The sequence below is a fragment of the uncultured Gimesia sp. genome (assembly GCF_937910335.1).
GTDB lineage: Bacteria > Planctomycetota > Planctomycetia > Planctomycetales > Planctomycetaceae > Gimesia.
In genome coordinates this window covers 1-20,730 of sequence record NZ_CALEMX010000245.1, presented here as the reverse complement: position 1 = coordinate 20,730, position 20,730 = coordinate 1, and the positions used below count along the sequence as shown (strand labels likewise).

General features: G+C 48.5%; 10 protein-coding genes. 4 read left to right on the top strand and 6 right to left on the bottom strand.

Features of this window, described 5'->3' with window-relative positions; translation table 11 throughout:
- Positions 1–399: 399 nt before the first annotated feature.
- Complete coding sequence (locus Q0668_RS09935) at positions 400–2,877, bottom strand: DUF1549 and DUF1553 domain-containing protein (RefSeq protein WP_298863652.1); 2,478 nt, start codon at positions 2,875–2,877, stop codon at positions 400–402.
- 308 nt (positions 2,878–3,185) lie between these two features.
- On the opposite strand from Q0668_RS09935, the gene Q0668_RS09930 reads away from it, so the two are divergent.
- Together Q0668_RS09930 and Q0668_RS09925 are read left to right on the top strand one after the other, a co-directional pair.
- On the top strand, positions 3,186–4,502 hold the full coding sequence (locus Q0668_RS09930; RefSeq protein ID WP_298863649.1) for a DUF1501 domain-containing protein: 1,317 nt from the start codon (positions 3,186–3,188) through the stop codon (positions 4,500–4,502).
- Between the two features lie 3 nt (positions 4,503–4,505).
- The gene (locus Q0668_RS09925; RefSeq protein WP_298863646.1) at positions 4,506–6,659 is read left to right on the top strand and encodes a PPC domain-containing protein; all 2,154 of its coding nucleotides are present in this window, start codon (positions 4,506–4,508) and stop codon (positions 6,657–6,659) included.
- Positions 6,660–6,880: 221 nt separating this feature from the next.
- Here the strand turns inward: Q0668_RS09925 and Q0668_RS09920 are convergent, their stop codons facing one another.
- The 5 genes from Q0668_RS09920 to Q0668_RS09900 all read right to left on the bottom strand — a co-directional run bounded on the left by Q0668_RS09920 (position 6,881) and on the right by Q0668_RS09900 (position 14,839).
- Complete coding sequence (locus Q0668_RS09920; protein WP_298863643.1) at positions 6,881–9,394, bottom strand: hypothetical protein; 2,514 nt, start codon at positions 9,392–9,394, stop codon at positions 6,881–6,883.
- The gene (locus tag Q0668_RS09915) at positions 9,391–11,010 is read right to left on the bottom strand and encodes an arylsulfatase (protein WP_298863639.1); all 1,620 of its coding nucleotides are present in this window, start codon (positions 11,008–11,010) and stop codon (positions 9,391–9,393) included. The genes Q0668_RS09920 and Q0668_RS09915 overlap by 4 nt, the downstream gene beginning before the upstream one ends.
- Before the next feature lie 340 nt (positions 11,011–11,350).
- Complete coding sequence (locus Q0668_RS09910; RefSeq protein ID WP_298863635.1) at positions 11,351–13,090, bottom strand: multiheme c-type cytochrome; 1,740 nt, start codon at positions 13,088–13,090, stop codon at positions 11,351–11,353.
- Positions 13,091–13,180: 90 nt separating this feature from the next.
- A complete protein-coding gene (locus Q0668_RS09905) occupies positions 13,181–14,224 on the bottom strand; it encodes a cytochrome bc complex cytochrome b subunit (RefSeq protein WP_298863632.1) in 1,044 nt (347 codons plus the stop codon).
- Positions 14,225–14,326: 102 nt separating this feature from the next.
- Positions 14,327–14,839 (bottom strand): Rieske 2Fe-2S domain-containing protein, encoded by a 513-nt coding sequence (locus Q0668_RS09900; RefSeq protein ID WP_298863628.1) that lies wholly within the window; start codon positions 14,837–14,839, stop codon positions 14,327–14,329.
- A gap of 567 nt (positions 14,840–15,406) precedes the next feature.
- Here Q0668_RS09900 and Q0668_RS09895 point away from each other — a divergent pair.
- Both Q0668_RS09895 and Q0668_RS09890 read left to right on the top strand, forming a co-directional pair.
- Positions 15,407–19,429 (top strand): DUF4062 domain-containing protein, encoded by a 4,023-nt coding sequence (locus Q0668_RS09895; protein ID WP_298863625.1) that lies wholly within the window; start codon positions 15,407–15,409, stop codon positions 19,427–19,429.
- Between the two features lie 300 nt (positions 19,430–19,729).
- A complete protein-coding gene (locus Q0668_RS09890; protein WP_298863622.1) occupies positions 19,730–20,719 on the top strand; it encodes a c-type cytochrome domain-containing protein in 990 nt (329 codons plus the stop codon).
- Positions 20,720–20,730: the final 11 nt, after the last annotated feature.

Below are 20,730 nucleotides of genomic sequence, written 5' to 3'. Positions count from 1 at the left end.
CTTTGTTTGCCGTTGAGTTGTAAGCCTATAACTCAACGGCATTTGCTTTATCTGGTCCGCTCCAACATTTCCCATTTGTAGAACTTTGTGACGTTTTGTGGCATGGGCTTCTCTAAAATGACATGCCCTCAATTATGACATCAGTCACACGACTTAGTCTTCGACTGTATCAATGGCAGTTCAATTTGTCCGCGGATTAATAAATCGGCTGATATTCTAGAGTACGGATGTGTGATAACAGACTTTGATCACTCTACGAATCTTTCAACAGAATCAATTCACCATAGGGTACTCTCAAATGGCGACCAGAACAGGCCGGTTACCCGGCTATGCCGGTCTGCTTAAACAAGTTTCCATTCATAACAGGTATGAAAAATAATGTTAAAATTAAAACATCAGTTAATGGTTGAATAAGAACTCGCGGCCGTTGATCAACGCCCAGAGGATATCTTCCAGTCCAGTACGCCGATCGGTGGCGGAAGCAAGAATTGTGCTGCAGTTTTTTAAGTCCATTTTGGTGGGGTAACGATTCAAGGTGGTTAAATAGAGTTCTTTGAATGCCGTCTCATCGTTTACTTTTTTCTCTACCAATTTTGCAATCCGCCCTTTTTTATCGGACAACTTGCGTTGTACCAATTCTCCATTGGCCATTTGCAGGACTTGTGCCAGGTTTGGTTCTGCAGTTCGCTCACATTCGCAAGAGACAATTCGCTGTGGGCGGCCTAATGTATCGAGAAAGTACGAACTGAACTTGGGATCGGGAAGTTCAATCGCACGAGTACCAAGAGGAACACCACTGAAACGTTCTTGAGTGCCGCAAGCGACATCAATGGCATCAAGCAGGACTTCAGCAGGAAGTCGTTTCGTTGGGTAGTGTGAGAAGAACTGCGAGTCGCCGGCATTCTCTTTCGTCGATATAGAACTGAGTTGAAACGTTTTCGACCGCATAATAGATCGCATTAGTTTGCGTAAGTCGTATCCATTTTTAACAAAGTCCGCAGCGAGGGCATCAAGTAATTCCGGATTGGAAGCAGGGTTGGTGGCCCGCATATCATCCATCGGCTGCACAAGGGCCACTCCCATCAAATATCCCCAGGTCCGGTTGACAATATTTTTTGCGAAGAGCGTATTCTTGGGAGAGGTCAGCCATTCCGCCAGAGGTCGCCGCAGATCTCTGGACTGCACCGAATCGAGAGGCTGTTGTCCCAAAGGTGTCGGCGGAATAATTTTGCCCGTCCTGGGATGTTTGATGTACCCAGAACTTTTGAGTCGGACGACCGTATCATTTCCAAATCCACCGAAGTCACTACTTCTCTTGGTGGTCACGCGCGTAAAAAAGGCAGCCATACCGTAATAATCCGTCTGGCTGTACGATTCAAACGGATGCTGATGGCACTTGGCACATTGCAGCTTCACTCCCAGAAAGACCTCCGCCGTGGTCTCTGCCAAATCTGTCGGATTATTCGAAACCTTATAAAAATTGGCCTGTCCGTTCTGGTAGATGGATCCTTGCGCGAGAAGAATCTCCCTGACAAACTGATCGATGGGTTTATTTTCTCTGAGCGAGGCACGAATCCAGTATGCGAAGGCCCACATGCCGATCTCGCCTACTTGATCGCGATTGTTCCGGAGTAGATCGCCCCATTTCTGAGACCAGTAGGCGCTCCATTCTTCAATATAAATATCGCGTTTGGGATCACCCGTTAATCCTAATAACTCATCTATCAATGCATTCCGTTTATCTTTGTCATTCGAGGCGATAAATGATTCCACACGTTCAGAAGCAGGCAACGTTCCAATCGATGCGAGGTACGCACGACGAATGAATTGTTCATCACTACAAACGGGTGATGGTTTCAACCCGATTTTTTTCCAACGTGATTTCACATGTTGGTCAACAAAATTCGCTGGCACGAATTCGCGGAGATCAACATTGTCGGCGAACGATTGCACGACAATCGAAATATTGGCCAGACCCCGGTAACGGACCATGATCGCCGTCTGTCCCTGGCTCTTGATGGTCACTAGCCCTTCCTCTGTAACCTCAGCAATCCCAGATTTCAAACTATCAAAGCGGGAACGGTGTGTCACATCGCGCTGACTACCATCATTATAGTGGGCAATCACCCGTAATTGTTTTGTATTATCAGCGTGATACTGATGCTCGTGCGGACTGATTTGAATATCAACAAGCCTGGCTTCCTTCTCGGTTGGTGTTACCGCACCTCCTGCGATCCATGCTTGGAGAGTTTGGAACTCAGGCGATTCAACATCCATCCTTTTGCCGCCACCATGGGGAACCGCATTGCTTGCTTTCTTTAAAAGCAGACTTTCCATTGGCGCAAGAAGAGAGACACGCCGCTCCATAGATTCACGCACGATCGAGTGGAAATCTTGTTCTGGTGCATAACCTAATAACGAGAGCTTGAAGTTCCCCTGACCAAACTGCCCACCATGACAGGCCCCTTGATTACAACCTGCCTTTGTTAACGCCGGTATAACATCTTCTGTGAAACTGACTGCACGACTGACGCTCACATCGGTCACAACAACAGGCACATTGACGGATTGTTGACCCGAATGAACGACAATGATTGCTTTCCCGTTTGCCAACGGAGTCACTCGACCACTGCGAGAGACGGAAACAACCTGAGGTGTCTGACTACGATATTTTACCTGGTGAGTCACATCGAGCGAGTAATGCTTTGTGATGTGAGAGGTAACAACAAGTTGGACTCGATCCAATTCACCTGCCAGACGGAGTGCGGCTGGCTCGACGCGCAGTGTCGTCTGCCGCTCTGCACTATGAACGATGTTGCTGATACCAAAGAACATCAACAAACTGAGGAACACAAAACGGGTTGAACATGCATTCATAAATATTCTCATTCAACAGCGAGGTTGAAGGCAGGTGAGATAAAGGAGGGATTCCACACACACTGTGGTAAGATAGACGAATCGTGGTTAATGATTCTACTAGCGGAAAGATATGGTTTCAACATGAAAGATCAAGCTTACACCATTCTACACCCAATTTGTTGATAATGTGTTGTCATAGGCAATCAGAGTCTTTAAAATGGAAATTCGAGTGTTCCACTTGGAATACTCATGAAGACGAAACCACTTTGATCGTTCTCACCCCTACCCAACCCTCCTCAATCGTTTTTCAATTAAGGGCCTGATAGATGTTAAATCTATTCAAACAACACGACTGGAATTGCCAGGGTGGTTCGAGGCGAAAATTTCTGATGCAGGTCGGCTCTCTCGCCGGACTTGGTATTTCGCTTGACATGGCCCTGCAGGCCGAGGCAGCTGCTGCCAAAAAAAACGATTTGAACTGCATTCTGATCTGGACGCGAGGTGGAACCAGCCACATCGATTCGATCGATCCTAAGCCCGAAGCAATTGCGGATGTTCGTGGTGAATTTAAAACCATCTCAACCGCGGTTCCCGGAATTCAGTTCACGGAATACATGCCGCAATTTGCGAAAAAATTAGGATCGTTTTCCGTATTGCGAAACCTCAATCCACGTAATGGCAGTCATAGCACCGCCGATGCGATCATGATGTCGGGAAAACCCTTTAACCAGACGATTACTTATCCCTGTTTTGGATCGGCTGTTTCAAAAGAAAAAGGAAAACGCAATTCGCTGCCCCCGTTTATTCAACTCGGATCTGAAGTCGATCGGCTCAAGCGCGCTGGCCTGGGAGGTTACCTCGGAATTGAATATAACCCGTTCGAAGTACCCGGCGATCCCAGCAGTAAAAACTTTAAAGTGCGCGATGTCACACCACCGGGTGGACTACCACTCTCCCGCTTTGATAAAAGACGACAAGCGCTCAATCTGCTTGACACCTTACCGCGAAAAGATAAGAAAAATGCAGGAGCCCTTGAGGCAACGGATCAATTTTATCGCAACGCATTTGAAGTGATTTCTTCACCGCAAACCAAAAAGGCATTTGATCTTTCTCAGGAAAAATCCGAGCTGCGCGACGCCTATGGTCGCCATAAATTTGGACAAAGCTGCTTGCTCGCGAGACGACTGGTGGAATCGGGGGCCCGGTTTGTCACCGTCAGCGATGGCGGCTGGGATACACATGGCAGTAACTTCAAAACACTAAAAACGAAACTCCCTCCCGTCGATCAGGGAATGACCGCACTGATTGAAGACTTGAAAGATCGTGGATTACTGGAGAACACTCTGGTCGTCTGGATGACCGATTTTGGACGCACTTCTGTCATCAACGCAAATGCAGGCCGCGATCACTCTTCGACAGCCAGTTATATCTGTATGTCAGGTATTGGTACTCCTGGAGGGACCGTGATTGGCCAAACCGATGCCAAAGCAGAACGAGTCGTCGGCAATGAATACTATGCACATGATGTTGCTGCCACGATCTACTCCAAACTTGGTATTTCACTGGATACGTTCCACACCGCCCCCGATGGACGCCCGATCCGGCTCTGCGATGGTCACCCGATTCCTGAACTGATGGGATAATCCATGCAACTTCAATCAAATCGCTTATACACTCTGATAACACTGGTCAGTCTGCTCGCCATAGAATTTTTAGTGCCACAGAGTGTCGACGCGAAAATTGGTTTCAGGCAACTGACTTCAATTCATCCGGTTGCGGTTCAGCGAGGAACGAATCGTCAGGTGCGTTTGCGTAGTAACTTCACACTCGACAATACCTATGCCACATTCTTCGACCGTCCCGGTATTGTGATGAAATTTGCTGAAACGAAACCCATCAAAGCCCCTCGTACAAACCGCTCGGCGATTGGAACACCATTTCGTTTTGACGTGTCGGTTCCCAGCGATCAGCCAACTGGCGTTTACGAAGTTCGAGTAGCCACTGATCAGGCTGTCTCCAGTATTTCCCATCTGCTTGTCACTGATTATCCGGTGATAGAAGAATCCGGTGACAAAAATAACACACTTGAAACAGCGCAAGCAGTATCTTTGCCGGCTGCTATTTGTGGTGTCTGTGAAAAGGCAGAAGATATTGACTGCTTCCGATTCAAGGGGGTACGTGGTCAGCAGATTACCGCTCAGGCATATGCCCAGCGAGTAACCGAATGTATTCACATTATGGTCGTAAAGCATCCGGTCTATCATATGAATCCAATTTTGACATTAGTGGGACCGAGTGGGCAAATCGTCGCTGAGAATGATAACTTCTATGGCGGTGATTCTTTCTTCAATTGTGAGCTTCCAGAAGATGGTGAATACATTGTCAAAATTCGTGATGTCCGCTTCGCCGGGAATAAAAAGTTCTCTTACTGTATTGAACTTTCAGATCGACCATTCCTCAAGGCAATGTTTCCGCTGGCAATTCAACAAGGTAAGCAGGCCCAGTGCTCTCCCGTGGGGTATGGATTTGAAACGGCAAATCCTGTTGTACTGACTGCTTCAGAAGAAGTCGGCAACTGGAATCCGCTGCGTTATCAGACTAAGGATAGCCTGACCAATGAAGTTTCAATTTTAACCAGTCCCCTGCCCCAATATGCTGTCAAAACGGGAAATGAAACACAGGCAACCGCAACAAAAATCAATCTTCCCTGCGGCATCAGCGGCTGTATCACAAAACCAGAGGGTGCCCAGTTCTATTCGTTTGAAGCCAAAAAAGGACAGTACTATCAGTTCGAAATCGAAGCGCATCGCCATGGCCTGCCGCTCGACAGTCTGATCGAAATCTATAACGAAATGGGAAGTAAACTGGCCGAAGCAGATGACACACCAACGAACCCGCATGCCTACGCCTGGACAGCCAAAGACAGCCAGTTACGATTTCGGGCTCCAGCCGATGGACGTTATTATATTTCCGTACGGGACATGAATGGACGAGGGGGAGATCACTTCGTTTATTACCTCAAAGCCGAATTTGATGGTCCCGACTTTGATCTGTTTGGGGAATATTATTACGCCATGCTTGCACCCGGAACCCGTATGTTATGGTTTGCTCATATCCGGCGTTTAAATGGTTTTACTGGTCCGGTAAAACTTGACGTTGAAGGACTGCCCAAAGGCGTGACACTCACCCCCGCGACCATTCCTGCCGGAATGAACCACTGTGCATTAATTTTAAGTGCCGACAAGAGTGCTCAGATAGATGCAGGACTTGTGCGTGTTGTAGGTAAAGCTAGTGTGACCCGTCCCGGAGATTCACCACCACACGAACTGGTACGTTATGGAATGGTGACCTGTGAATTGCAACAAGGTGGGGGTAGTGCTCAAATTCGCTGGCCCTGTAAAACTCAGATCGTCGGCGTCACCAAGCCTCTTGATCTAGTTACTGTGGAGGCAAGTCCGAGTCTAATTAATCTGAAACCGGGAGAGAAAACGGAAATCACTGTGAAAATTACGCGTCAAAAGGGCAACTCAGATCCAGTCACTCTAGCGATGAGCCACAAGTATTACAGCAACAGTTCCGGTAATCAACTTCCCCCCGGTGTCACGCTTTCCAGTCAAAGCCGCACACAATTGAAAGGGAACGAGACCGAAGCAAAAATTATTCTTGAAGCGGCAAAAACAGCAAAGCCAATCAAAAACCTTCCGATTGCCATCATGGCTCGTGTTTATGTCAGCTATAATATCAGCACTAACTACGCTTCCACGCCGATATCGCTCTCTGTCAATCCTGAGAACAAATAGAATCGTCTACAGCTCGCGATTTTAATTTCATTTACAAAAGTGTCCTGTATTCCCGTATGGTGAAATATTCCGCCACACGATCAGTTCTCATCAGTGGATTTCAAACTCACTGACTCAAACATCACAGACAGGTTTTGCGGTCTTCACTTCAAACCATCCGTCCCAATCGTACTGCAAAAACCCATCTCATCAATTTTATCTGAGGCAAAGATGTGGCATCGTCAGAATCCCGTGTTGGGATACCAACGGCTGTAGTGATTCTCACCAAGACGCGTCAATGGTGTAGCAACCGGCTTGTAAAGGAATGAGCGGTCTTTGAGTTGCTCACGATGTCCCAGTCGGGAGACCAGTGGCCAGTAGGGATTATTTCCAGTTTGCCATCCCGCGAACTGATTCGGATCCCAGACTGCAATTCCATCGGCCCCCTGTTCGTAGTCGCGAACAACCCGGCTCAGGATGTCGTTTGCACTTTTCATTTTCCAACCGACGTAGAATGGGAAAACCTTTACGCCCGAACCTTTGGTGATACGTGCGTAGTAGGTAGTATCACCTGACTTGGTTTTCAGACCACTGGTGTAGTATGCAAACCAGGCAATACCGATTTGATCGATCAGTTTTTCATCAATCCAACGCTCAACATCAAGGCCGAATTTTTTGTTGTCCGCAAGTGTTGCAAACGTTGAAACTGCCAGTTTCAATCGTTGATCAGGTGTGCCGCGATCCTTTGCAATCTCATCTAGTACCCTTCGAATCTTACGGATGAACCCGGTAACGATCTCAGCCCGCAATTGATAAACACGTGGATCGTCTTCCGCCAGCTTTCGTGGATCTTCACCATACTTTTTGATGAATCGCTGGCAGAATGCTTCTTCCCAAAGCATCATTGGCATACCACGGTGAAACAGAAACCCAGCACCGTCGGCACCTCGCTCCAGAGCCTCGCGATAGACTTTGAGCAGATGATCCTGTACTTCTTCGACCGCATAACTCAGATGCATCGTCGGCGTCCCATCATGGTCGATACAGCGCCACTCGGGGTGTGCTTCGTAGAAATTGCTCATGAAGAATTCCTCCCACGGGGGGGCCCCTTTCCAACCTGCGGCACGCAGACATATAATAATTTCCGCGTTCTGGGCATGTGCTTCTTCAACGGCTACCTTCAAAGGATCGATCCCTTTTTTGTGCAAGTGGCGTACAGACTCGACGAATTCGCGATCGACTGACCTGGCGAATGTATCGAGGTGAGCGCCCATCAAATTTCCTACCTTACTCGGATGATGCACCAAATCTGCACCGCCGACCTGAAACCACCACGTCTTGAAATCGCTATCACGATAGGCTGAGAATGTCGCTGCCAGATCCGCACGGTTTTGTGGTCGAAAGGGGTGAATCCAGGTGTACCCATCGAAAGTTGCTACCAAAGTTTTTGTCTTTGTCTGTTTACGGTCTGCCAGCACAGTTCGAACTTCTGCAGCGGTCAGAGGGATCGTTTTCACATAATGGATGCGCGATGGCATCTGATAGACCGTGGAAAACTGCAAATCGTTATTGCTAAGATCGGCGACCCCCAGAAACACTTCTTCCAAGACATCACGCCGCGGAGAGGCGAGATCGAGACGGTTAGAGAGTCGGGTGTAGGCAGGGTCGCCGGTGAACTTGACTTCGACGTTGTTTTTGTCCGGACGCACCAGATCGGTAATGGTGCTCAATCCAATATACACCGCATGCCAGCCTTGTTTGTCGAGCTTCAAAGTTAAATCGGGCGCGGATGACTCGCGACCAACGGAAAGGCACTTACCAGAATATTCGGCGGTCTCGTATTCAAACACTTTCCATTTCGCATGTTTACGTCGTTTCGATAAAGCGTCAGAGGGTGTGCAACGAGTCATATCAGTAATGCGATCTGCTTTTTGGGATTGTTGCCATTGATCAGTATGAGCGGTCGGGAAGAGTTCGTCAGCGGGGCGGGTTACAGGTTTATTGCTGATACTGAACCCAACAAAACCAAGGTCTGCCTGCTGAGGATGTAACACATTACCAACGACAAAATAGCCCGATCCCGAATGCTCGACGATGACTTTATGAATTGCTGAAATCGTTTTTCCATCGCGGATTGCCTCGCAATCGATTTCTGACATGACTTGCTTCGTGGCTGGATTAGATTTGGCAAAACCAGAGCCCAACATTTTTCCGGCAATGTCGTACAGACGATATCTGACTTTTCCATTCTTTACTGATGTGCCGGTAACCCGAAATGCAATCCGTGAGACTGTAGCAGCCTTCCGATTGTCATTTGGATCAACAAAACGAAAAATGAGTTTATCAGCGCGGGCGTCAGCACAATCAACGCGTGAACTTGGATCATAGAATCCCAATGTGTCGGCGGAACTTTCGATTAACACCCCGATCGGTTCCGGCAGAGGCGAGACGCTAGTATTGCTTTTGAGAGGTTTCACCAATCCTGTAAACGGGACAGGAAACTTTCCGACCCAACCTTGCACCGGCGTTAATTTCTTTGGTGGTGGGTTAGACACATAATCCTCAAAACGGACTAGCGTTGCCTTAGACTGAGGATCGCTCAGAATGGAAGCAGTTGCAGAGTCACCGACTACAATGATCGTTTTTTTCTCTTTGGTATTGGTAGATGACCAGGCGATCGTGCTGAAGCAGAATGCGTTTACAATGAAAATCGTTATGACCCAGAGTCTATTATTCGCTAAGAGTGTCTTCTTCATAGTGCCGTTCCTTTTAGTGGCGCTCCGGTACGTTTTGCCCATTGTAACCAGGCAGCTTCCATCTGCTTCACGCGTTGTGGATATTTTGAGGCGAGGTCGTTCGTTTCAGTCCGATCTCGCTCCATGTCAAATAATTCCCATTTTTTGACATTACTTCCCCAGACCAGTTTCCATTTTCCCTGACGCACCGCACGATTACCATAGAGATACCAGGAAAGAGACTTGTGACCGATACGTTTTTCGCCTTTCAAAATCGGCATAAGACTGATTCCATCGGTGGGTAAAACGGCCACATTTTTCCGCTTTTCAGGATAAGATGCACCACTCATCTCAAGCAGAGTTGGCATGATGTCAACGACATGCGCGACTTGATGCGTCAGGCTGCCGGCCTGTATCACCTTCGGCCAATGAATAATCATCGGTGTGGAAATCCCCCCTTCGTGAGTCCATACTTTGTAGCGACGAAAGGGTGCGTTCTGTGCCCAGCCCCATCCCTGTGCTACATAATCATAAGTAGCGACACTGCCGGGAAGCTCTTTGTTATAGGCTGCGTGTGCTTGCCTGATCTTTTCATGGTGATAACCCGAGTGCGAAGCGCAGCCTCCATTGTCCGAGAGGAAAATGACACATGTATTTTCAGAGATACCGTTCTGTTTGAGCGCATCCATTACACGACCGATCCCCTGATCCATGCAATCGACCATCGCAGCGTAGACTTCCATTCGTCGCTTTTCACGAGGTAAATTGTCAACTTTTTCCCAGGGTATGATGGCATAGTCATAAGCAAGCTTGCTCGTCTGCGGATCTGGTTTTGACAGTTGCCACTCCGGGTTGATGAGTCCCAAACTTTTGAGTCGTTTGATACGGCTTTCCCTCATTGCGAAATAACCGTTATCGAAACGCCCCTTGTATTTGGCAATATCTTTTGATTTTGCATGTAGCGGATAATGTGGCGCGGTATAGCAAAGGTGTAGAAAGAATGGTGCCTTTTCCTTTGCTCCTGCGAACTGTTTAATTTGCTTGACGGCCCGAGCCGTGAAGGCATCGGTCGTGTAGTAGTCCTCAGCAAATTCTGTGATCTCTGTTTCTTGATCAAGAAACGGTTCGGGCCCCTGCCCTCTATAGAATTCAGGGAACGGTTTTGCGGGGTTGAAATAATTACAGCATCCCGCGGCAATACCATAAAATGTTTCAAAACCTCGCCGCGTTGGGAGCCGCTTTCGATCTTTGGGTTTCAAAACTGGAAAATGCCATTTCCCGATCAGGCCGCTGCGATAGCCACTCGCTCTCGCAACCTCTGCAAGGGTTGTCATATTGTCGTGTAGCATCCTCCCTTTAACTCGCCGAGGATGCAGTCCGGTAAGCAGAGAGACTCGTGTAGTCCGACAGACAGCGCAGTTGTAGAACTGTGTGAATTTCACACCATTCTCGGCGAGCTGATCGATATTCGGGGTATCAATCTCACCGCCGTAACAACCAACATCTGAATACCCCAGATCATCCGCCATGATCAACACGATATTCGGCCGATCAATCTTGTCACTTTCTGCCTGAACATGGCAAGACAATATGATCGTTAAAACACAACTCAAACCTGATTCAAAGTACCAGTTCATTTGGGATCCCCTGGTTTACGGCGTCAGCTTTTCAAAATTTTCCTTGAATGCGTCAGGAAGTCCAACGCGCAAAGGCTTTTGAAAACTCATTGATCCAATAGGATACAATATCGAGTGGCTGATGTCATACGTGGGGGCACGTCAGATAAGAATAATCCCATTTCATGGCTAGCAACTCTTTTGCCAAAGGAGATATGGTATCAGGTGTAAACATAGTACCAACATCTAAGAGTCGCATTCGACCTGAAACCTTACCTTTGACGGCAAGTCGTCGACGCAAATCATCATTGAGAAGAATCCATCTCTTAGCAGGTCTTTCATTAAGAACCTGATTTCGGAATTATTTTGGGGCATCCTTCTTCGCAGGAATCTTAGGCTTTTCCGGTTTGGTTGTTTTCGCAGATTCTCCGACTGGTTTGAGAATGGTCCGTTCAGCCTCTGGTTTTAAGCCGTGTTTCGAATGCTTTCCCTTTTCTAAGAATTTCGGGCTCCATTTGTGTTCCTTGCGAGATAGGATCTCGTTAATCACTTTTTCAACGGCGTCGGCTTGTTTCGTATTGCCGTCTTCTCGTGCGTGTTCAACCAGTTCGCGGGCTTGCGGAATCAGTTCCATGTAGAATCGTTCTGAGACTTCGTACATCCCGTGCCAGTGAGCGTAATCGGGAGCCATCATCGATGCCCCATGCCTTGCCCGACGTCCTTCATGGTGCCAGAGGTAGAACCAGGTCCATTCGATTTCTTCATCAAATTGAATTTTCGTCAACAATTCCTGCTTGCCAAGTTCCGCCATGATGGCTTTACCCGGCTTGGCAAATTTCTCATTGAACAGAACCACAAAATCATCGTATTGACTGTAGAATCCATTCACATAATCAGGCGTGTGACAATGCAGGCAGACATTTTTCATGTTATCTCTTTTTTCCATTGCAGAAGAGTGAAGTAATTTCTCCCGCTCTGCAGGATCTGTCGTTTTAATGACTTTACCATCTTTGTCTGTATCCATTACCAGACTGACCGGAGGACGGTTCGTCCAGGAAAGTCGGCTCGATGGATCGTGTGTGATTACTCCGCCGTTTCGGCTATTACCTGACATATGACACGTCGCACAGGTTGGTGCCTGAGTATAATCTTTACCCAAAATCCAGGTTTCGCTGTCCAGATTCATGTGTTCTTTTAAATCGCGGAAAGCAACGCCGTGTTTGGATTCCTCAAAGATTTCTTTCTGAGGATGGTCGGGTCCCATGTGACACTTGCCACAGTTTTCCGGCTGACGTGCCCGTCGAGGAGAGAAATCGTGCCGACTATGACAAGCCGAGCAGGATCCTCTTGAACCATCCAGGTTTAAACGCCCGATCCCCGTGTTGGGCCAGGTTTCTGGATGAAGCTTAGGTCTGCCGTCATCAGATTTCGAGATATTGGCTACCACCTGTTTTACTGTAGGATGCCCGTTTTTGTCGGGTTTGAGATCTTCAAAAGTAATTTTGCTTCCGTCTTTGCCCAACAAGCCGACTTTACTGCCGTGGCATTGACGACAGCCGACAAATGCACTGGCAGAACCGTTGACTTCAATGATTTCCGGGCGACCTGGTGTCGGAGAATGCGGATTGAAGAAATTGCGGCCCCCCTCATCATCACGAAAACCTTCCACTTTTTCAGCCAAAAAATTATCGAGCGAAGCTAGAATATTCCCTGCCTTAGCATGATGTGAATGCTGGAATTCTTCTGATTCTTTTTTATGGCAGCGACTACAGTCTTTGGGAGTGACAATTGTTGCGATCAGTGCGCCGTAATGTTTGAAGGCATCTGCATCCTGCGTTTCTGCTTTATGGCATTCGACACAGCCGACACCTTTTTTGGCGTGGGTACTTCCTTCCCAGTGATCGACAATACCAGGAGTCATTTTCTCCTGTCCATGACATTCAACGCACCCTTTTGAGGTAACGGGAACCGTAATATGCGCCGTCGCAAGTCCGGCTTCTTCTTTCTTTCGAACAACTTCCATCGCTTGCACAAACACCAGCGACAAAAGAAAAATGATTCCTAAAACGCCTATAACAGTTCGCTTGGTTTGAAGTTTCATGACTTGCTCTACTTAACTGTGACTTAATTGAAAATTGAAGAGTTACTCTGTGCCTGTGCCTGTGCCTGTGCCTGTCTAACTTAGGAAGTGTTAATGCAGGACCTCCCAGATCGTCATCCCCACGAGCATGAATACACCCGCGATGCCAATCCAAAAGTAAAGATCGTCTCGTTTCGTAATCTTGCAGATCATGGCATCGATAAAAGGCCACACAAACATGATAAATACAATAAAACCTGATGTTAAAACTGCAATGGTCCCCGGGAACCACTTGAGCCACAGAAACGACGGATAGAAAAACCACTCTGGTTTGATATGTTCTGGCGTTGTCAACGGGTCTGCATGAGTACCCATTCCGGCAGGAAAGAGCGTGGCAAGAACACAAAGCAGAATCATCAGCACAAGGCCCACGATCAGTTCCGTATAAAAGTGGTCGGGAAAGAAATCGAAGTGTTTCGAACCTTCTTCTGGTTCGTCTTCAAATTGTAATTCCGTGATCCCCTGCAACCGCAAGATAGCAATATGCAGAGCGATCAAGACCACCATCAACGTAGGCAGCACCGCTGCATGCAGAATGAAAAAACGGGGGACCGTGTTGCGATTATAGGTATCTCCACCAAGCAACAGTTGTTTGATTGTGCTTCCAACAACTGGAACCGTATCGCAGATGTTAGAGGCAACAGTGACTCCCCAGTAACTGAGTTGTTCAAAGACAAGACTGTATCCGGTAAAGCCCAAAAGTAACGTGCACAATAACAGACTGACCCCGATCATCCAGTTGATTTCCCGAGGTTTTCGGTAAGCGGCAGTAAAGTAGATCCGCATTTGATGAAGAATGACTGCAGCGATCATCAATGTCGCTGCCCATTTATGCACACTGCGAATGAACCATCCGAAATTGACTTCCTCGGAAATGCGTCTCACGGATTCGAACGCAGTTTCGGGTGAGGGCTGATAGTACAACGCCAGCAGAATTCCGGTAACAATCTGAACCACAAACAGATACGCGGGCGTTCCACCAAGGCACCACCACCAGCGGCGCATGTGATTGGGAACAGGCTCGTTGGTTAGCTCTGCAAGCTCAACACCTGAAACAGGTAACCGTTCTTTGAACCAGTTGCCTACAACTCCCATGATTGTCCCGTCCTCGTCGTGCTTCTGTTATCAAGTGGATCATCTGAGTGTGCCTCGACTGGACATGCTCCTATCGAAACCGCAAACTTTTTTTGTAGTGCTTTAGACAAGCGATTGTGTCCCGGCTTTGATGTATAATAAGCCGCCCTCAATTTTTAGTGAGAATTGAGGCAACGATTGGCTTGCTGCTTTAGGAGGCCCTTCGGTCCCAATCCCCTGTTGATCAAAGGCCCCATGATGACAAGGGCAGACATAACGATTGTGATTTGCTTCCCAATGGACCTGACACCCTAGATGGGGACAGACACTCGACAACGCAATGAAATCTTCTTTGGCCCCCTTGGTTCCCACGCAAGAGATGACAGCCTTTTCACCCGCGGGTGAAACAAACGTCAATGAATCCCCCTGTTTGAGTGAGTTTGCGACTGCAACAAATTGCCAACTCTTAATGGAAGATTGACGGGCCGGGAATACAAATTGAACAATCATCGATGCAAAATATCCGTATCCGGCCACTAGCCCTAAGCCCATCCACCAACAAGACAATCGAGTGATAAATGATCGCCGATCCTGGCCTGTACCAGGTGGAACCTCCCTCTTTTCAGCCTCTGTCATTTCCAGTCTCACAGCAGGGTTAATTTGAACACTAATCAGTCACACGCACACATTAAAGATATATGCATATAGATATCCGTTTATAGTTTCTGTTTCGTTACAACACAACTTCAATAATTCGCTTTCCCCTGTATTATTCAAAATTGACGTACTACTCGTTTCATGCTGTCAATTCTTTCAAGTTCGAAGTTCCCCAACGATTTCCCCGATAATCTTCCCAGTCTGATTCTTCCCAGTCTGAATATGACAGAATCAACCAGATTGGCACGTAACGGGTTCCGCCCTGGCGAGCCTTGAGCACCTCGCGCAGCAATCTCTTAATTAAGATGATGATTCTGTAGCAGTCAGTTAAAAACATTTCCCCATGTCTCAAGACCACAAAGTCAGTTTCGACAATCAGGATTCCGAAACTCGGTCATCGTGTAACTGCGTCTGGCCGTGAGGTCATCTAAAACGGAACCAGTCAACCGGGACTAAGAAACCGCATTCTTTCTGTGGACTTGAATATCGATTCTGCTCAGGTGAGAATGAAATCATTATCTCATCTTTGAGTTCGGGAGAAATCACATGTCTACTGGTTGGAAAACGGTACGGGTCTTTATCTCCTCGACGTTTAGTGATATGCACGCAGAACGGGACTGGCTGGTGAAACGGGTCTTTCCACAATTGCGCGAAAGGCTGGAGAAGTATCGTATTTACTTAATCGATATTGATCTTCGCTGGGGAGTGACCGAAGAACAAGTGGACGATGATCGTGCACTTGATTTATGTTTGCAACAAATTGATGAGTGCCGCCCGTTGTTCATTGGCATTTTAGGTGAACGGTACGGCTATGTGCCGAAAGAAATTCCCAGCCTCTCCAACCCATCACTTGGCTGGGTACAGGGAATGACTGGCAAATCGATCACAGAACTGGAGATCATCCACGGCGTATTGAACGACCATGAAATGCAGGCACGTTCGTTCTTCTATTTTCGGGACAAGTCATTTCTCAAAAATGTCCCGGAGAACAAACAGGATGAAATGCTCAGTGAAAAACCGACAGAAGATTCAGGCGATGAAGAAACCTCAGCCGAGAAACTGATAAATCTCAAGCAGAGAATTCGTGATGCTGATGTTCCCGTCTATGAAGACTACGCCTGCGAATATAATGGGTTAAAAATCAACTGGCGAATTGCACAGCAAAAGCTCAATAAATCTAACCAGCAGACGCTACATGAAATTGCGAGTGATGGCATTGTTGATCCTCAGGAATATTCCAACCTGAATAATGAGCTTCAACAGTTCGTGGAGAAAGAAAGTGTCGTTTATCTTGAAGGATTGAAAAGTTTTGGTGAGTCGGTTTACGACCAGCTTTGGGGGGCAATTAAAGCTCAACATGATTTGCCCGACAAGCCACCGACCGAAACATTGGCGGAGATTGATCCGCTGGCGGAAGAGGCTGATTACCATCAACGCTTTATGGAATCACGGTTGCGTGTTTATGTTGGTCGTAAAAATGTCCAGCGGAAACTGTTCAAGTTTGCTGAGAGTGACCACACAGTCCCCTGTCTGGTGACAGGTCCATCAGGATCGGGTAAGTCGGCGGCGATGTCAAAGTTCGTGACAGAATTCAAATCTTCTCATCAGGATGTGCTGGTAATTCCACACTTTGTTGGTGCCAGCCCCACATCTACTGGACTGCGACAAATGTTGCACCGATTTTGTTCGGTACTGAAACAAAAGTTTAATTTCACTGATGACATTCCGCTTGATATAAATTCTCTCAGCAGTTTGTTTCGACAATATATTGAACAAGTTCCGAACGATCGACGGGTGCTGTTTGCTTTGGATGCACTCAACCAGTTGGATGAAACTGATAACGCGCATGCCCTCACCTGGCTGCCGTGGGAATTTCCTGCCCATGTGAAAATTATTGTCAGTTGTATTGATGATCCTGATCGAGATGAAGCAGTTTTGCAGGCATTTCAGCATCACCAGCGAGGACATCTCAAGATCGAACCTCTGACAAATAAGGAACGTTTTGAAATTGTCAAGCAGGTTCCCTCACTCTCTGCCAAAACTCTTGATCCGTTACAAGTTGGTTTGTTGTTGGCCAACCCGGCAACTTCAAACCCACTGTTCTTGTTGGTGGCATTAGAGGAACTGCGTGGTTTTGGCTCGTTTCATGAACTTGATATCCGTATTACCACACTTCCTCACCCTCACGAAGAGGGAGAACCGGTCTGGAAGCGACGACTTGCCAAATCAAAATCTCTAGCTAAAGAAATTGAAGACGAGAAGAAACGGCAGGCTCGACTGGAACGGTTGAAGCGAATTGAAAAGGCATTCGGTCAGGTTGAGACTGTTGAAGATACAGAAGAGGCAATCTTTGCACAGGTGCTTGATCGATTGGAAATGGAATTTGGCATTGAACTGGTTCGACGTTTATTTTCGTTACTCGCCAATGCCCGAAGTGGTCTCTCTGAAGTTGAATTGCAAGGGCTGCTCAGTAATGATGTGGAGAATGAAAATCTATTCGGAGTCCTCCGGCAAACACGTCCCTACTTACAACCTCGTGGTAACTTGATCGACTTCTTCCATCGAGGCTTTTATAAAGCGGTGCAGCAAACGTACTTGAAGAGCGATGAGCAACAAACCACAGCCCACCAACAGTTAGCCACATATTTCTTTCGTCAGTTGAACCCGGTTGATGCACCTGCATGGAGTGGTGAAAGCTTACGGGCAATCTCTGAACTCCCCTATCATCAGACAGAAGGTAAATACTGGGATGAGTTAGAGACAACACTCACATCAATTCAATTTCTGGAAGCAAAAGTGAAGGCGGGGCTGACGTTCGATCTGGCAGGCGACTTTACTGCGGCTGTTGCTGCATTGCCTGCCGACCGTCCGCAACATCGCATCATGCGACTGCTGGAAGAAGCCCTGCGGCGTGATTTGCACTTTATTGCTCGACATGCCGAAGATTACCCACAGGCGTTGTTTCAATGTTTGTGGAACAACTGCTGGTGGTACGACACCCCTGCAGCTGCGAAGTGTTACCAGCCGCCGGAGGGAGGCTGGTCAAATGCAGGTCCACCCTGGGAACGCCACGGACCAAAGTTATCTGAACTGCTTGAGACATGGCAGGCTGAAGATCAACAATCAAGCCAATGGCTGCGCGCGTCACGCCCCCTCCCGCTCGGCTCCGCACAACGTGCGGTACTTCAGGGACACACAGGATCGGTCGTCAGCGTGGCGTTCAGCCCCGATGGCAGACGCATCCTCTCGGGATCTTGGGACAACACCGTCCGCGTCTGGGACGCCGACAGCGGAGAAGAAACAGCATGCCTCCAAGGACACACAAATTGGGTCAACAGCGTGGCGTTCAGCCCCGATGGCAGACGGATCCTCTCGGGCTCTTCGGACAAGACCGTCCGCGTCTGGGACGCTGACAGCGGAGAAGAAACCGCACGACTCGAAGGACACACAAATCGGGTCTTTAGCGTGGCGTTCAGCCCCGATGGCAGACGTATCCTCTCGGGCTCTTCGGACAAGACCGTCCGCGTCTGGGACGCTGACAGCGGAGAAGAAACTGCACGACTCGAAGGACACACAAATTGGGTCACCAGCGTGGCGTTCAGCCCCGATGGCAGACGCATCCTCTCGGGATCTTACGACAACACCGTCCGCGTCTGGGACGCTGACAGCGGAGAAGAAACCGCATGCTTCCAAGGGCACACAAGTTTGGTCGTCAGCGTGGCGTTCAGCCCCGATGGCAGACGCATCCTCTCGGGATCTTTCGACAACACCGTCCGCGTCTGGGACGCTGACAGCGGAGAAGAAACCGCACGACTCCAAGGACACACAAGTGGGGTCGAGAGCGTAGCGTTCAGCCCCGATGGCAGACGGATCGTCTCTGGATCTGACGACAAGACCGTCCGCGTCTGGGACGCTGACAGCGGAGAAGAAACCGCACGACTCGAAGGACACACAAATCGGGTCACCAGCGTGGCGTTCAGCCCCGATGGTAGACGGATCCTCTCGGGATCTTTCGACAACACCGTCCGCGTCTGGGACGCTGACAGCGGAGAAGAGACTGCATGCCTCCAAGGACACACAAGTGGGGTCGAGAGCGTGGCGTTCAGCCCCGATGGCAGACGTATCCTCTCGGGATCGGGCGACAAGATCGTCCGCGTCTGGGACGCTGACAGCGGAGAAGTAACCGCATGCCTCCACGGACATACAAATGGGCTCCTCAGCGTGGCGTTCAGCCCCGATGGTAGACGGATCCTCTCGGGATCTTACGACAACACCGTCCGCGTCTGGGACGCTGACAGCGGAGAATGTTTGCAAGTAATCGAGGGGAGTAGTGACATCACAACAATAGCCGCCGAACCGGAATCTTATCCCCGGCGGTTAATCAGGCGTGATCTGGAAAGCGTTGTCGAACCTGCAACCTCCGGCGAGCCGATTGCCTGGTTCCCCGTTCCCTTTTTGTATAGAACCATTACCACCCACTCCTCCGGTCGCAAGTGGGCCGCAGCGGCTGGAAATTACGTTTATATTCTGGAACTGGTTGGCGATGCGGTGAAATCCAAATGTACGTAGGTAATTTCTACGGATATATCCTTGTAAATGCGCGTCAACTCCTTGAGGATCTTGAACGAGTAGTCGATTACGAGTAAACAACTGATCTTTAACGGCATCGTGTCTGACAAGGCCTAAATCAAATCTTCTTTCATCACATTTCTTAACGGGTTTTCACCACGGAAGATCATTGCCGGGGCACCGTTAATCATAGATTTACCTTGTATCCCCTTAGACAATCGCTTACGATTAATTCGTATATCTCCGCTATTCTGAAACACTACCAGCCAGCCTGTCTTTATGATCCTCAAGCAATTTACCTTGCTACTGTTCATTTTCAGTTCGTTCTCACTTCAAACGAATTTTGCCGAGGATAAGATTCCCGTCTTTGAATCGGACATCCGCCCCGTCCTGGCTGCCAAATGTGGGAAATGTCACAGGGACGAGGTCCGAAAAGGGGGACTTAATCTTTCGTCAATCGATGGATTACACCGTGGCGGAGAGTCGGAAGAATCCGCGATTGCGGAAACTCTTGATGAAAGCCTGCTATGGACAATGATCGCCGATGGTGACATGCCACCTGAAGGACAGCCGCAACTGACGAAGGCAGAACGTGATCTCATTCAACAATGGATTATTACGGGAGCAAGGTCCAAGAAACCACATCAACCGAAAATAAAAACCATCACGCAACACGATGTATTGCCAATCATGTTATTGCGATGCACTACCTGCCATGGCGCGCGACTCAAGAAAGGCGGGCTTGATCTCCGGACACCTGAGAGCATGCGAAAAGGGGGGGACCATGGACCCGCATTGATTTCGGGCAACCCGAGTGGCAGCCTCATGATTCAACGGATCGAAAGCAATGCCTGCCCCCCACGTGAACTACTTCTGAAGTTTTTTGTGAAACGCCCCCCGCGTTCTGAAGTGAATACTCTGCGGGAATGGATCGCGGCAAAAGCCCCCGTGGTTGATCACGGCTCTGATGCCGCCCGCACGAAACCTGATCCGCTTGTGACAGAGGAAGATCGACGGCATTGGGCATTTCAGCCTCCGCATGCCCCGCCGGGAGTGACATCCATCGATCACCTGGTCCGCAAAAAACTCCAGGAACAGGGATTGGATTTGTCGCCGATCTCGGATCGCAACACACTGATTCGCCGGGCGTATCTCGATCTGACAGGAATCCCCCCCGCGATTGAGGAATGGAACCGGTGGCATAGTAGTAAAGACCCCCATTGGTATCAAACGATGATTGATCATCTACTCCCGCATTTCCCAGATGACTTCCCTCGCTTTGGCACGTAATTTGCGCCATA